Genomic DNA, 14,021 nt, shown 5'->3' with positions numbered 1-14,021 from the left:
TTCGAGTCCGTGGGAACGGCGCCCTTTGCGGCGCCGTTCTGCTTTGTGGCGATCCTCGTCGGAGCGGCGTTGTCCGCCGGGCCGGGGATTGCTCCGCCCCTTAGTCAGACATCCTGTCTGATGCGAGGCGCGGGACATCCATGTCCCGCTGCTGCGCAATCCCCGACCCGGCGGACAACGCTCCGGCGCTTCATTTCCCGGTCTTCGATCCAATCCAACTACAGATGCCCACGCTCCCACGGCCCCGTGATCGCCACCGTGATCCCCGGCGTCTGGATGTTGACGAACAACGTCTCGCTGGAAGGATCCCAGCACGCACCGCAGAACTCGCTCTCGCGGTAGTCACCTTCGGGAATGACCTTGCCGGCGTTGCCGATCTGCGTCGAAGTCAGTTCGATGTTGTTCTTGCAGAAGTAGAACGACTCGCCCTGTCGTGTCAGTCCGATCAGTCGCGCACCCGGGCCGTACTGGTCCGGGCTTTCGCCGCCGTCCTCGCACAGCAGCACGCCGCCGCGGCCGCTCACGGTGATGTTGTCGGGGTTGTGCGCGGCCAGCTGGTTGCCGCTGACGAACAGTGCGCGCATGCGCTGGGTGAGCAGGTCGAGCACCCACACCGCGCCGTTGCCGCGGCCCTTGCGGCCCTGTGCGTCGACGCCGGTGCTGGTGTCGACGATGAACATCTTGCCGTAGCTGTGCCAGATGCCTTCGCCGCGGCTCATGCGCAGTGCGCCCGAACTCCACGCCTGTGCGAACGGGCCGCTCAGGGTCTCGCCGGCGGAAATGTCGGGGAAGCCGGACGGGGCGACGATGCTGTCCAGGTCCGGATCGGGGATGTCGACCCATTCCAGCGCGTACTCATCGCCGATCGCGGCGACGGTGAGGTCGGCATTGGGCTGGCGGCGCACGCGCGCGGCCTGCAGGCGGCCGCCATGCTCGAGCGAGCCGTAACGGCCGGCGCGGTCGTTGGGGATGAAGCGGTAAAGGCCCGACTTGTTGCGGTCGTCCTCGGTCAGGTAGACCACGCCGGTGCGCGGATCGATGGCGACGGCTTCGTGGCTGAAGCGCCCCAGCCCGACCAGCGGGCGACCGGTGGTGCGTTCGGCTTCGGCGTGCACTTCGAACACGTAGCCGTGTTTCTTGCCGGTGCTCGACACCGCATCGGTCTTGATCTCTTCGCAGCTCAGCCAGCTGCCCCACGGCGTCGGGCCGCCGGCGCAGTTGACCAGCGTGCCGCCGAGGCTGGCTTCGATGCTGCGCCATTCGCCATTGCGCCAGGTCATCGTGGTGGTGCCACCGCCGGCGACCTGGCCGCCGCCGATGTCGCCGCTGTCGTACATGCCCGGTGCGTTGATCGGGCTGGCGCCGCCGCGTTCGTGATTGCGGATCAGGACGAGTTCGTGACCGCGGCCGTGGCCGTGGTCATGCGGGTCGTGCTTGTGGTTGCGCGGCCGCGAACCCGGCCGGCGCAGGCCGACCACGGCCATGCCGTCGTGGCGGTCGGGGCAGGGTTGGCCGTCGCTCATCACATCGCCGCTCCAGCCGAAGGAGCGGTAGCTGAAGCCGCGCGGCAACTGCAGCAGCGGCAGTCCGGTGGCGCGGTCGGCGACCGGGGCGAGCGGGCCGTAGCGGCCGGGAATCGGGGCGAGTCGGGTCGGGTCGCCGGCGGCCATCGCCTGACGTGAGTACAACGCACCAAGGCTGCTCATGGCGCTAACGGCCATGGCGGCGGCGCCGCCTTTGAGGACCTGGCGGCGGGAGAGATCCAACGCATTCATCTGCGGCTCCTGCGGGGCTGGGGGAGCCTGCAACCTAGGTGCCGGGCGTGGCCGAACGATGACATCGCCAAGTCAGTGCGTCGGACCGTGACGCGCTACCGGTACCATTCACCCGGATGAAAGCGAAATTGATCGCCGTCGGTGAGCACGCCCCGCGCTGGGTGGCCGAAGGTTTCGGCGAATACCGCAAGCGCCTGTCGCACTGGCTGCCGCTGGAGCTGGTCGAGATCGAGCCCGGCCTGCGCGGCAAGGGCCGCGACGCCGTGCGTGCAACCCAGGACGAAGGCGCGCGCGTGCTGGCCGCGCTGCCGAAGAACGCCTGCGTGATCACCCTCGACGGTCGCGGCCGCACCTGGTCGTCGGAGCAGTTGGCGCAGCGACTGGAACATTGGCGCGGGCAGGGCCGCGACCTGGCCTTCCTGATCGGCGGCCCGGAAGGGCACGCACCGGACGTGATCGCGCGCGGCGACGAATCGTGGTCGCTGGGACCGTTGACGCTGCCGCACATGCTGGTGCGGCTGGTCGCCGCCGAGCAGCTGTACCGCGCGGCGGCGTTGCTGGCGAACCATCCTTACCATCGCGCCTGATCGCCGCGCCTGATCGACCGCCCGGGCTGCGCGCAACGCAGCCCGGACAGCCATCGCTCACCGCGCCAGCTTGAACTCGATCGGCACGCGTCCCAGCGCCTGCACCGCCTGGCCATTGCGGAAGGCCGGCTGGAAGGTCCACTGCGCCAGCACCGCGCGCCGGGCCGCCTGGTCGAGCACGCGGTGCCCGCTGCTGCGGACCACGCGCACGTCCAGCGGGCGACCGTCGATCCCGACCAGGATCTCCAGTTCGACCGTGCCGGCCAGGCCCTGTCGCATGGCCTCGCGCGGGTAGTCCGGCGCCGGTGCCGACAAGGCCTGCAGCACCGAACCGCTGGCGGGCTGCATCGGCTCGCCCACCGATCCGTCCGGCGTGCCGGGTTCCACCGGCGGCAGCGCCTCATCACCTGGCTGGGCGTCGACAACCGCTTCGGTGACTGTCGTCTCCGCGGGAGCCAGCCGTTGCGAAGGCACGGGTTCCGGCCTGGTCGGCGTGCGTTCGATCCTGACGTCCTGCGGCGGCGGTGGCGGCGGCGGTTCGACAGGCTTGCGCGGGACGATTTCGAACACCTGGATGAAGTCGTCCTGCACCGGCGGCGCGTACTTCACCAGCGGCACCATCAGCAGCATCACCACCACCGCATTGACGGCGATGGCACTGGCACTGGCGATGATGCGACCGCCATCGACATCGGGGACCTGGAACGAACCGGCCTGGTGGCGCAGGGAAATCGCATTCGACATGGCATGCCTCCTGGTGTGGTCTGCACTTGCGGCAAACGCATCCATGTCGGCAACGGGGTTGAAGCACCTGCAAAAAGCATCAGGCCCGCACGGGGCGGGCCTGATGTGTGCAGCGTGGGAGCGATCAGCGCTCCGGCATCTTCTCCGGCTCCCGTCCCAGTCCACCTTCGTCCGGATCCGGCTTGCGCTTGGGATGCGGCTGTTGTGCGTCCTCGCGGTCGCGCGGCTTCGGCTCGGGGTAGCCCGGATTCTGGCCGGGGCGGGGATCGGCGGCGGGCGGGGTGGTTTTGCCGGAGCGGGTCATGGGATCAGTTCCCCAGTTCGAAGACGACATCCAGGTTGACCGAGAGGGTGTTTTCGCCCGCTGCGATCGGCGTGTCGAAGGCTTCCTTGCCGCGCGCCATCGCCATCATCGGCATCGGCCGCGGCGGCGAGAAGCTGCCACCTTCGCTGATGCTGACGATGCGGCGGACCTTCAGCCCCAGCGTCTTGGCGTACATCTGCGCGCGCGTCTGCGCCTTTTCGACCGCGGCGCGGCGCGCCTCGTCGTAAGCCTCGCCCTTCTTGGCGTCGTCGATGTCGAAGGTCGGGCCATTGATCTGGTTGGCGCCGGTGGCGGTCAGCGCATCCATGATCTTCCCGAGCTTGGCGATGTCGCGGACGGTGATGTTGACCGTGTTCTGCGCCTGGTAGCCGGTGATCGTCGGCGGCTGGTTCTCGCCGTACTTGTACTGCGGGTTGAGGTTGACGCCGCTGGTCTGGATGTCGCGCTCCGCGATCCCGGCGGCCTTGATCGCCGCGATCACCTTGGTCATCTGCTCGGCATTGGCGCGCATCGCCGAATTGGCGTCGGCGGTCTGGGTCACCACGCCCGTGGACAGGGTGGCGATGTCCGGCGCGCGGCGGGCCTCGGCCTGGGCCGACACCGACAGCAGGGTGCCGTCGGTTGCAACGTACGGGGTGGTCTGGGCGGGGCTCACGACGGGGAATGCTCCAAAGGCGAGGGCGGCGGCCAGCACGAGCGGGCGAAGGGTCAGGCGGGAAGACGGCAGGTGCATGAACAACTCCTTGAGGTTGGGGCTAGGGTCTGGATGGTGCAGTGAACGATTCGTGAGCCTCGTCGGGGTTGGAGAGCGTCGCGCGCGCTGCCGCGCAGTCAGCGCGGGTTATGCTTTCGCCGATGCTTTACCTCGCCTCCAAATCCCCGCGCCGGCACGAATTGCTGGGCCGGCTCCTGTCGAGCCAGCCCGGCCTGGAGTTCGGCGTGCTCGACCTCGACATCCCCGAGCACCCGCTGCCCGGCGAGCCGGCCGAATCCTACGTGCGCCGGGTCGCCCGCGAGAAGGCCGGGGCCGGTCTGCTCAAGGTGGTCGGCAACCCCGCCGCGGTCGTGCTCGGTTCCGACACCGAGGTCGTGCTCGACGATGAAGTGTTCGGCAAGCCGGCCGACGATGCCGATGCCGCGGCGATGCTGCGCAGACTCTCCGGACGTACCCACCAGGTGATCTCGGCAGTGTCGCTGGTTTCGCCGTCGCGCGAGGCGCAGGCCGTCTCGGTTTCCGAAGTCACCTTCGCCGAGCTAAGCCAGTCGCAGATCGACGACTACGTGGCCAGCGGCGAGCCGCACGGGCGCGCAGGCGCGTATGCGATCCAGGGACTGGCCGAGGCATTCACCACCCGACTTTCCGGCAGCTACTCCGGCGTGATGGGATTGCCGTTGTACGAGACCGCCACCTTGCTGCGCCAGTTCGGAGTGTTGAAGTGACCGAAGAAATACTGGTCAACGTTACGCCCCGCGAAACCCGCGTTGCCGTCGTCGAAAACGGCATGCTCCAGGAACTGCACATCGAACGCGGCTGGCGCCGCGGCGTAGTCGGCAACATCTACAAGGGCAAGGTCCAGCGGGTCATGCCGGGCATGCAGGCGGCGTTCGTCGAGATCGGCCTGGAACGCGCCGCATTCCTGCACGCGGCCGACATCATCAAGCCGGTGCCGGTGGCCGAAGGTGCCAGCGAAGGCGAGGAAGCGCCGCTGCCGCCGGCACCGACGCGGCCGATTGCCGAACTGCTGCGCGAAGGCCAGGACATCATCGTGCAGGTGGTCAAGGACCCGATCGGCAGCAAGGGCGCGCGCCTGACCACCCAGCTCAGCATTCCCTCGCGCTACCTGGTGCTGCTGCCGCGCACGCGGGTGGTCGGCGTGTCGGCGCGCATCGAGGACGAGGCCGAGCGAGCGCGCCTGAAGGCGCACATCACCTCGCTCGCGCCGTCGAGCGACAGCCACGGCTATATCGTGCGCACCAACGCCGAAGGCCAGCCGGAAGAACAGCTGGCCGAGGACGTGGCGTACCTGGGCCGGGTCTGGGGCCTGATCGAGGAACGCTCGCGCAGCGCCCGCGTTGGCGAGCGCGTGTACGAGGACCTGAACCTGCCGCTGCGCGCGGTCCGCGACCTGATGCGCAAGGACGTCGAGAAGGTCCGCGTCGACTCGCGCGAAACCTGCGAACGCCTGCGCGTGTTCGCGGCGCAGTACATGCCCGGCCTGGACGAGAAGATCGAGCACTACACCGGCGCACGGCCGATCTTCGACCTCTACGGCGTCGAGGACGAGATCCAGCGCGCCCTCGACAAGGAAGTGCCGCTCAAGTCCGGCGGTTACCTGGTGATCGACCAGACCGAGGCGATGACCACGGTCGACATCAACACCGGTTCCTTCCTCGGCCAGCGCAACCTCGAGGAGACGGTGTACCGCACCAATCTCGAGGCCGCGCAGTCGGTGGCGCGCCAGCTGCGCCTGCGCAACCTCGGCGGCATCATCATCATCGACTTCATCGACATGACCGACTCCGAGCACAAGCGGCAGGTGCTGCGGCAGCTCGAGAAGTCGCTGGCGCGCGACCACGCCAAGACCACGGTGTACGAGTTCTCGCCGCTGGGCCTGGTCGAGATGACGCGCAAGCGCACCACCGAAAGCCTGGAGCGCCAGCTGTCCGAGCCCTGCCACGAATGCGGCGGGCGCGGCACGCTGAAGACGCCGGAGACGGTGACGTACGAGATCTTCCGCGACATCGTCCGCCAGGTGCGCCAGTTCGACGCGCAAAGGCTGCTGGTGATCGCCTCGCCGAAGGTGGTCGCGCGCATCACCGACGAGGAGTCGGCGGCGGTGGCCGAACTGGAGGAGTTCCTCGCCAAGTCGATCCGCTTCCAGGCCGACGACCAGTATGCGCAGGAGCAGTTTGATGTTGTTCTGCTCTGACAGGCGCCTGGGCCGGAGCGCGACCACAGGCAAAGCTGGCGGACAGGAACTCACGGTGTGCCGGCATGCACCGGGTTCGCACCGTTGCACGCGATTCGCGCACGGAGCGCATTGATGCCGACGCCCATGCGCCGCCGTCTGCGCATCGCCCGTCGCGGCCTGGTCTACACCACCGCGCTGGTGCTGGTGCTGATCGCACTGGTGCTGGCGATCGCCAGCCAGTTGCTGCCGCTGGCCGAGAGCAACCCCAAGCGCGTGGCGGCATGGCTCTCCGAGCGTGCCGGCCGGCCGGTGTCGTTCGACAAGGTCGAAACCGACTGGACCCGACGCGGGCCATTGCTGCGACTGGACAACCTGCGCGTCGGCGCGGGCGACCAGGCCTTCACCGTCGGCGATACCGAGATGCTGGTGTCGGTCTACGCCGGCCTGCTTCCGGGACACGCGTTCTCGGAACTGCGCCTGCGCGACCTCGACCTGACCCTGTGGAGCGAAGCGACGACGCGCGCTGGAAAGTACGCGGTCTGCCGGGCCAGGAACAGCCTGCCCGCGATCCGCTGTCGGCGCTGGAAGGCCTGGGCGAGCTGCAGGTGATCGGCGGCAAGCTGACGATCATGGCGCCGCAGCTGGGCATCGACGCGCGCATTCCGCGCATCGATCTGCGCCTGCGCGTCGACGGCCCGCGCGTGCGTGCAGGCGTGCGCGCCTGGCCGAGCGTGGGTGTGGCGGGCGCGCCGATGTCGCCGCTGGACGCGGTGTTCGATTTTGACCGCAAGCAGGGCGATGGCCGCGCCTATCTGGGCACGCGTCGCGCCGACCTGGCTGCCTGGGGCCCGCTGCTGCAACTGGCAGGCGTCGGCAGCGAATCGGGGCAGGGACGCGCCGAAGCGTGGGCGCAGCTGCGTGGCCACCGCATCACCGAGGTCATCGTTGACGCAGCGCTCGATCGTGTCGGGCTGCGTGGCGCGGCACTGGCCAACGGTTCGGTGCCGCGCGTGCTGTTTCCGCGTATCGAAACCCGCGCGCGCTGGCGCGTGGTCGATGGCGGCTGGCGCGCCGACGCGCCGAAGCTGCGCATCGACAGTGCCGGCCATGCGCAGAAGCTCGATGGCCTGGGCCGTAGCCGGTGGTGCCCGTTATGCGATGGTGGCCGATCGCATCGACGCCGGCCCGCTGCTCGCCGCGGCCGCACTCAGCGACCGCCTCGAACCGGGGCTTCGCCAGTGGCTGTACACCACCACGCCGCAGGTTTCGCTGCAGCGGATCGAAGTGGCGGGCGTGCGTGGCGGGCCGATGCGCACGCATGCGCGCATCGCCGCGTTCGGATTCAAGGCCGCTGGCAATGCGCCGGGCCTGAGCGGACTGGCCGGTGAGTTCGACGGCGATGCCGATGGCTTCAGTTTCGTGCTCGACCCGAAGTCGCCGATGGTGTTCGACTGGCCGCGCGGATTTGGCGTTGCCCACACCGCTTCGCTGCAGGGCCTGGTCAGCGGCTGGCGCGAGGGCGCCGGCTGGCGAATCGGCACGCCGGCGCTTGCGATCAAGGGCGAGAACTTCGGTGTTGAGGCGCGTGGTGGTTTGTGGTGGCAGGGCGATGGTTCGCGTCCCTGGATCGACATCGCCGCCGACATCGACCCGACCCAGGTGCCGGCGGCCAAGGGTTTCTGGATCCGCCACAAGATGTCGCCGCGCCTGATCGGCTGGCTCGACTCCGCGCTGGTCGGCGGCCAGCTCCGCAACGGCCATGCGGTCGTGTCCGGCGACTTGGACGATTGGCCGTTCCGCGACCGCAACGGTCGTTTCGAAGCGGTGGCGCAGCTGGAAGATGCGGTGGTCAAGTTCCAGCCCGGCTGGCCGGCAGTGGAAGGCCTCAATGCCGATCTCGCCTTCATTGCCGACGGTTTCACTGTCGAGGGCCGCGGCAAACTGGCCGGTGTCGACATCGACCAGGTGCGCGCTGGCATCGACCATTACGGCGGCGGCGCGCTGACGATCAACGCCCAGGGTGGCGCCGACGCCACCCAACTGGTGGAACTGCTGCGCAACAGTCCGCTGCAACAGGACCATGCCGATACCTTGAACAACGTTGTCGCAAGCGGCGCGGCTCAGGTCGGCTTCGACATGAAGATGCCGCTGGTGCCCGATGCCAGAACGGTGATTGGCGGTACGGTCGAACTCAAGGATGCCAAGCTCGCCGATCCGCGCTGGAAGCTGGCCTTCGATGAGGTCAACGGCCGCGCCGAATACGCGAACGGTGGTTTCGGCGCCAAGGATCTGCGCGTGCGCCACGATGGCCAGCCCGGACGCCTGACCCTGCTCGCGGGCGACCAGTACGTCACCGACAAATCGCACATGTTCGAAGCCGGCCTCGATGCCGACATGACCATCGCCAGCCTGCTCGACCGCGCGCCGGAAATGGCCTGGCTGAAGCCTTACGTCGACGGTCGTTCGCGCTGGACGGTGGGCATCGACATCACCAAGGCGGCGAAGGGGCGCGCCGCGCCGACGTCGCTGCAGCTGAAGTCCGATCTCGTCGGCACGGCGCTCAACCTACCGGCACCGCTGCGCAAGCCGGCCGACGATGCGCTTGCAGCGACGATCGATGCGCCGCTGCCGATGGGCAGCGACGACATCCGCGTCAGCCTTGGCGACCTGATCGCCGTGCGCGCGCGCAGCCGCGAAGTCGCGCCCGGAAAGTCGCAGACCGGCGTACGCATCGCATTGGGCAGCACGCGCGTCGATGAGGCGCCTCCCGCACAAGGCCTGGTGGCCACGGGCCGCGCGCCGGTGCTCGATGCCATCGACTGGGTGGCCATGATGTATGGCGGCAGTGGCGGCGGACTTGCGCTGCAGCGCATCGACGTGACCGCGCAACGGCTCAACCTCGTAGGCGGTGCGTTCGCCGATACGCATCTGGTGGTGGTGCCGGCGGCACAGGGCGCCACCGCGGTGCAGGTCGAAGGCGCGGCGCTGCAGGGTGCCGTGCTGATTCCGGCGGGCGAAGGCGCGCCGATCGCGGGACGCTTCGAGCGCGTGTACTGGCGTGCACCGAAACCGGCAGGTGGAGCGACTCCGACAGCCGCCTCTGCTGCGCCGCCCACGGCCGCATCTGCCGCACCGGCCGCAGCCAGCAACGACGGCTTCAATCCGGCGAAGATTCCGGCGCTGACCATCGACATCGCCGACTTGCGCGTGGCCGATGCGCGACTGGGTGAAGCCAACCTGCGCACGCGCCCGACCAGCACCGGCATGCGCTTCGAACAACTGCGCATGCGCAGCCCCGGCCAGAACCTCGACGTCAGCGGTGACTGGAACGGACGCGGCGCCGCTGCGCGCACGCAGATGGACGTGAAGATCGACAGCAAGGATCTGGGCGCACTGCTCGGCGGCTTCGGCATGAGCCAGCAGCTCGCCGGCGGCATCGGCACGATGCATTTTGCCGCTGGGTGGAACGGCGCTCCGGGTGATTTCAACCTGGCGACGCTGGAAGGCTCGCTGGATGCCGACATCCGTGACGGCCGCCTGCTTGAAGTCGAACCCGGTGCCGGCCGCGTGCTGGGCCTGCTCAGCCTGGCGCAATTGCCGCGCCGCCTGATGCTCGACTTCCGCGATTTCTTCTCCAAGGGCTTCGCCTTCAACCGCGCCGGCGGCAAGGTGCGCTTCACCGCGGGCACAGCCCACAGCGACGCCATCTCGATCGACGGCCCGGCCGCGCAGATCAGCATCAGCGGCAGCGCCAACCTGCGTGCGCAGAGCTTCGACCAGACCATCGAAGTGCGGCCCAAGGCGGGCAACCTGCTGACCGTGGCTGGCGCGATCGCCGCAGGTCCCGTCGGCGCGGCGATCGGTGCCGCCGCCAACGCGGTGCTGCAGAAGCCGCTGGGCCAGATGGCCTCGCGCACCTACCGCGTCACCGGGCCCTGGAAGGAGCCCAAGGTCGAGGTGGTCGGCAGCGAGCAGGGCAGGGCCCAGACCACGGTGCCGCCCGCGCGTTGAACCGGTGAGGGACTCGAGTCCCTCTCGTGGGCCTCCCGCGGACTCACGCCTTGGAAGCCGGCCACTTCGCCCGCATCTAGTCCAGCGTATAACCTCCCCGATAGCCCCAAGTCGCCCCAAGTCCCAGAGCTCCCGACCCGATGACCCTGCCCATCCAGATCGCCGAATCCCGCCTGCTGCTGCCCGCCGGGCTCGACGCCGGCGGCCTTGAACGCACGTTCGGGACCCTGCTCGGACCGGGCGTGGACTTTGGCGACCTGTATTTCCAGCACGCCCGTCGCGAGAGCTGGACGGTCGAGGACGGCATCGTCAAGGACGGTGCGCATTCGATCGAGCAGGGCGTGGGCGTGCGCGCGATCAGTGGCGAGAAGACCGGTTTCGCCTATTCCGACGAGATCAACACGCAGGCACTGCTGGCCGCGTCGAAGTCGGCGCGCGCAATCGCGCGCGATGGCTCGACGCAGTCACCGCACGCACTGGTGCGCGGCGGTGGCCGCGAACTCTACGTGCCCGAAGATCCGATCGACGGCTACGCCAACGAAGCCAAGGTCGAAGCGCTGCGTCGCATCGACCGCATGCTGCGTGCCGCCGACCCGCGCGTGCAGCAGGTGATGGTGAGCCTGTCCGGCGGCGTCGACACGATCCTGGTGGCGCGCAGCGACGGCGTGCTCGCCGCCGACGTGCGCCCGCTGGTGCGCCTCAACGTGCAGGTGATCGTCGAGCACAACGGCCGTCGCGAAAGCGGCTACGCCGGTGGCGGCGGCCGCTACAGCTACGCCGAGCTGCTCGATGGCGACAAGCCCGAGAACCTCGCGCGCGAAGCGCTGCGCCAGGCGCTGGTGAACCTTGAAGCGATCGATGCACCTGCCGGCATCATGCCGGTGGTGCTGGGCAGTGGCTGGCCGGGCGTGCTGCTGCACGAAGCCGTCGGCCACGGTCTGGAAGGCGACTTCAACCGCAAGGGCACCTCGACCTACGCCGGCCGCATGGGCCAGCGCGTCGCATCGCCGGGCGTCACCATCGTCGACGATGGCACGCTGCCCGGCCGGCGCGGTTCGCTCAACGTCGATGACGAAGGCACGCCGACCAACTGCACCACGCTGATCGAGGACGGTGTCCTGGTCGGCTACATGCAGGACACGCTCAATGCGCGCCTGATGGGCATGGCACCGACCGGCAACGGCCGCCGCGAATCATTCGCGCACCTGCCGATGCCGCGCATGACCAACACCTACATGCTGGCCGGACAGCACGATCCGGAAGAGATGATCCGCTCGGTCAAGAAGGGCCTGTACGCGGTCAACTTCGGCGGCGGCCAGGTCGACATCACCAGCGGCAAGTACGTGTTCTCGGCGACCGAGGCGTACCTGATCGAGGACGGCAGGATCACCGCGCCGGTGAAGGGCGCGACGCTGATCGGCAACGGCCCGGAGACCATGCAGCGGGTGAAGATGATCGGCCACGACCTCGCCCTCGATGAAGGCGTGGGCGTGTGCGGCAAGGACGGCCAGAGCGTGCCGGTCGGCGTCGGCCAGCCGTCGCTGCTGATCGACCAGCTGACGGTGGGTGGCACGCAGGCGTGATGACGCGACTACTCGACGTCGTCGGACTCGTCGTCGCCCGCGTCGCCACCACTACCTACAATCAGCCCGCGCAGCTCGCGGTACAGCTCGCGGAACGAATGCGGCGGCTTGTTGCGGTTGCGCTCGTCGATGGTGTTGCGCACCAGCTGGCGCAGGCGCTGGCGGTCGGCCGTCGGGTACTCGTCGAGCAGCTGCGCGAGGGCCGGGTCGCCGTCGGCGATCAGGCGCTCGCGCCAGGCTTCGACACGGTGCATGGCCGCGACTTCGCGCCGCGCCGCCTCGCCGTCCTCGTCGAGCGCATCGCGCAGCGCGTTGAGGACGTCGTCGTCTTCGCGTCGCATCTGCTTGGCGAGGAACGCCAGCTGGCGCTTGTGGGCGATGTTGGCGGTGATGCGCTTGCACTCGCGGATGTGCGGCAGCAGCGAGTCGGGCACCGGCAGCTTGGCCAGCTGCGCCTCGGTCAGGGCCACCAGCTTCTCGCCCAGGGCCAGCACCTCCAGCGCCTCGCGCCGGTTCTGGCTGCGGCTGGGGCTGAGGAACTCGCCGGTTTCGTCGTCTCTACCACGCATGACACTTCTTCCTGAATTTCGATGATCGGTTCCCGGGCCCAAGCCCGGGGAACGGCAGGCAACAAGGATAAGCCATTGAACGAACTGACTCCCCAATACGCCGCCTCCCTCGGTGACAGCCATGCCCGCCTGGAGTCCCTGGCGGAGGTGTCGCAGCGCCTCCTGGAGCGCTGCCGCGCCGCCGGCGCCACCCAGGCCGAGGTCTCGTGCTCGGAGGAATCCGGGCTCAACGTGAACGTCCGCATGGGCGAGGTCGAGACGGTCGAATCGACTCGCGACCGCGGCATCGCCGTCACTGTCTATTTCGGCCAGCGCAAGGGCAGCGCCAGCACCGCCGACCTGCGCGAGGAGAGCCTGGGCGCCACCGTCGAACAGGCCTGCGCGATCGCCCTGCACACCGAGCACGATGCCGCCGCCGGCCTGGCCGAGGCCGGGCTGATGGCGCGCGACCTGCGCGAGTTCGATTCCTGGCACCCCTGGGTGATCGACGCCGACCGCGCGATCGACCTGGCACTGGCCTGCGAGCAGGCCGGTCGCGAGTCGGATGCGCGCATCGAGAACTCCGATGGCGCTTCTGTCGGCACCGGCGAGAGCATCAGCGTCTACGCCAATTCGCACGGTTTCATCGGTCGCGAACGCAGCACCCAGCACAGCCTGGGCTGCGCATTGATCGCCGGTCGCGGTGACGCGATGCAGCGCGATGGCTGGTACAGCATCGGCCTGTCCGCCGATGACCTCGAGTCGGCCGCGACGATCGGCCGCAAGGCCGCGCAGCGTGCCGCTTCGCGCCTGCAGCCGCGGCAGATCGCGACGGGCGAGTACCCGGTGCTGTTCGCCGCCGAGATGGCGCGTTCGCTGGTCGGGCACCTGCTTGGCGCGGTCTCCGGCGGCGCGCTGTACCGTCGCGCCAGCTTCCTGGTCGATTCGGCCGGCACGCAGTTGTTCCCGGACTGGTTCGCGATCGACGAGCTGCCGTTCCTGCAACGTGGGTTCCGCTCCAGCTCGTTCGACGCCGAAGGCGTGGCCACGCGTGAGGCGCCGCTGGTGAAGGGCGGCGTGCTGCAGCGTTACATCCTGGGCAGTTACTCGGCGCGCAAGCTCGGCCTGCAGACCACCGCCAATGCCGGCGGCGTGCACAACCTCCAGGTCGAGGCCAATGCCGGCGACTTCGAGGCGATGCTGGCCGGGATGGGGCGCGGCCTGCTGGTGACCGAGCTGATGGGGCAGGGCGTCAACACCGTCACCGGCGACTACTCGCGCGGCGCGGCCGGCTTCTGGGTCGAGAACGGGCAGATCCAGTACCCCGTCGACGGCATCACCGTGGCGGGCAACCTGAAGTCGATGTTCGCCGCGATCGAGGCGGTCGGCAGCGACGTCGACCCGCGTTCGCACCTGCGCACCGGCTCGATCCTGGTCGGGCGGATGACGGTTGCAGGCGAGACGGTCGAGTGAGGCGGCCGCCGCGCGCTTGACCGGGCCGGGTCGCGAGTGGAAAGTGACCCTCAACAGTCAAGG

At 69.0% G+C, this 14,021-nt stretch carries 12 protein-coding genes; 7 read left to right on the top strand and 5 right to left on the bottom strand.

Annotated elements, in window-relative coordinates:
- Positions 1-218: 218 nt before the first annotated feature.
- The gene (locus HIV01_RS07650; RefSeq protein WP_200606118.1) at positions 219-1,775 is read right to left on the bottom strand and encodes an alkaline phosphatase PhoX; all 1,557 of its coding nucleotides are present in this window, start codon (positions 1,773-1,775) and stop codon (positions 219-221) included.
- A 116-nt stretch (positions 1,776-1,891) separates the two neighbouring features.
- On the opposite strand from HIV01_RS07650, the gene rlmH reads away from it, so the two are divergent.
- Positions 1,892-2,362, top strand: coding sequence for a 23S rRNA (pseudouridine(1915)-N(3))-methyltransferase RlmH (gene rlmH, locus HIV01_RS07645; RefSeq protein ID WP_200606115.1), 471 nt, complete (start codon positions 1,892-1,894; stop codon positions 2,360-2,362).
- Between the two features lie 57 nt (positions 2,363-2,419).
- Here the strand turns inward: rlmH and HIV01_RS07640 are convergent, their stop codons facing one another.
- The 3 genes from HIV01_RS07640 to HIV01_RS07630 all read right to left on the bottom strand — a co-directional run bounded on the left by HIV01_RS07640 (position 2,420) and on the right by HIV01_RS07630 (position 4,164).
- A complete protein-coding gene (locus tag HIV01_RS07640) occupies positions 2,420-3,106 on the bottom strand; it encodes an energy transducer TonB (protein WP_200606113.1) in 687 nt (228 codons plus the stop codon).
- A 124-nt stretch (positions 3,107-3,230) separates the two neighbouring features.
- The gene (locus HIV01_RS07635) at positions 3,231-3,410 is read right to left on the bottom strand and encodes a hypothetical protein (protein ID WP_200606110.1); all 180 of its coding nucleotides are present in this window, start codon (positions 3,408-3,410) and stop codon (positions 3,231-3,233) included.
- A gap of 4 nt (positions 3,411-3,414) precedes the next feature.
- Positions 3,415-4,164, bottom strand: coding sequence for an SIMPL domain-containing protein (locus HIV01_RS07630; protein ID WP_200606108.1), 750 nt, complete (start codon positions 4,162-4,164; stop codon positions 3,415-3,417).
- A gap of 122 nt (positions 4,165-4,286) precedes the next feature.
- Here HIV01_RS07630 and HIV01_RS07625 point away from each other — a divergent pair, with 122 nt between their 5' ends.
- From HIV01_RS07625 to tldD, 5 genes are all read left to right on the top strand, one after another.
- Entirely contained in the window at positions 4,287-4,871 is a 585-nt protein-coding gene (locus HIV01_RS07625; RefSeq protein ID WP_200606105.1) for a Maf family protein, read from the top strand.
- Positions 4,868-6,361, top strand: coding sequence for a ribonuclease G (rng, locus tag HIV01_RS07620; RefSeq protein ID WP_200606103.1), 1,494 nt, complete (start codon positions 4,868-4,870; stop codon positions 6,359-6,361). Before HIV01_RS07625 ends, rng begins: the two co-directional genes overlap by 4 nt.
- Before the next feature lie 114 nt (positions 6,362-6,475).
- Positions 6,476-6,952: a YhdP family protein gene (locus HIV01_RS18150; protein ID WP_245156942.1), complete on the top strand. Its 477-nt coding sequence runs from the start codon at positions 6,476-6,478 to the stop codon at positions 6,950-6,952.
- A gap of 513 nt (positions 6,953-7,465) precedes the next feature.
- Entirely contained in the window at positions 7,466-10,354 is a 2,889-nt protein-coding gene (locus HIV01_RS07615) for a YhdP family protein (RefSeq protein WP_245156941.1), read from the top strand.
- A 140-nt stretch (positions 10,355-10,494) separates the two neighbouring features.
- Positions 10,495-11,937, top strand: coding sequence for a metalloprotease TldD (gene tldD, locus HIV01_RS07610; protein WP_200606098.1), 1,443 nt, complete (start codon positions 10,495-10,497; stop codon positions 11,935-11,937).
- 8 nt (positions 11,938-11,945) lie between these two features.
- On the opposite strand, the gene yjgA is transcribed toward tldD, so the two are convergent.
- Positions 11,946-12,506, bottom strand: a complete 561-nt coding sequence (gene yjgA, locus HIV01_RS07605) for a ribosome biogenesis factor YjgA (protein WP_200606082.1) — start codon at positions 12,504-12,506, stop codon at positions 11,946-11,948.
- A 75-nt stretch (positions 12,507-12,581) separates the two neighbouring features.
- Between yjgA and pmbA the strand changes: the two genes are divergently transcribed.
- Positions 12,582-13,958, top strand: a complete 1,377-nt coding sequence (gene pmbA, locus HIV01_RS07600) for a metalloprotease PmbA (protein WP_245156940.1) — start codon at positions 12,582-12,584, stop codon at positions 13,956-13,958.
- The last annotated feature ends 63 nt before the right edge of the window (positions 13,959-14,021 follow it).

Origin of the sequence: Lysobacter arenosi (assembly GCF_016613475.2) — a bacterium.
In the GTDB taxonomy this organism is placed as follows: Bacteria; Pseudomonadota; Gammaproteobacteria; order Xanthomonadales; family Xanthomonadaceae; genus Lysobacter_J; species Lysobacter_J arenosi.
Note: the sequence above shows the minus strand (reverse complement) of the source record. Positions and strands in the feature narration are given on the sequence as shown.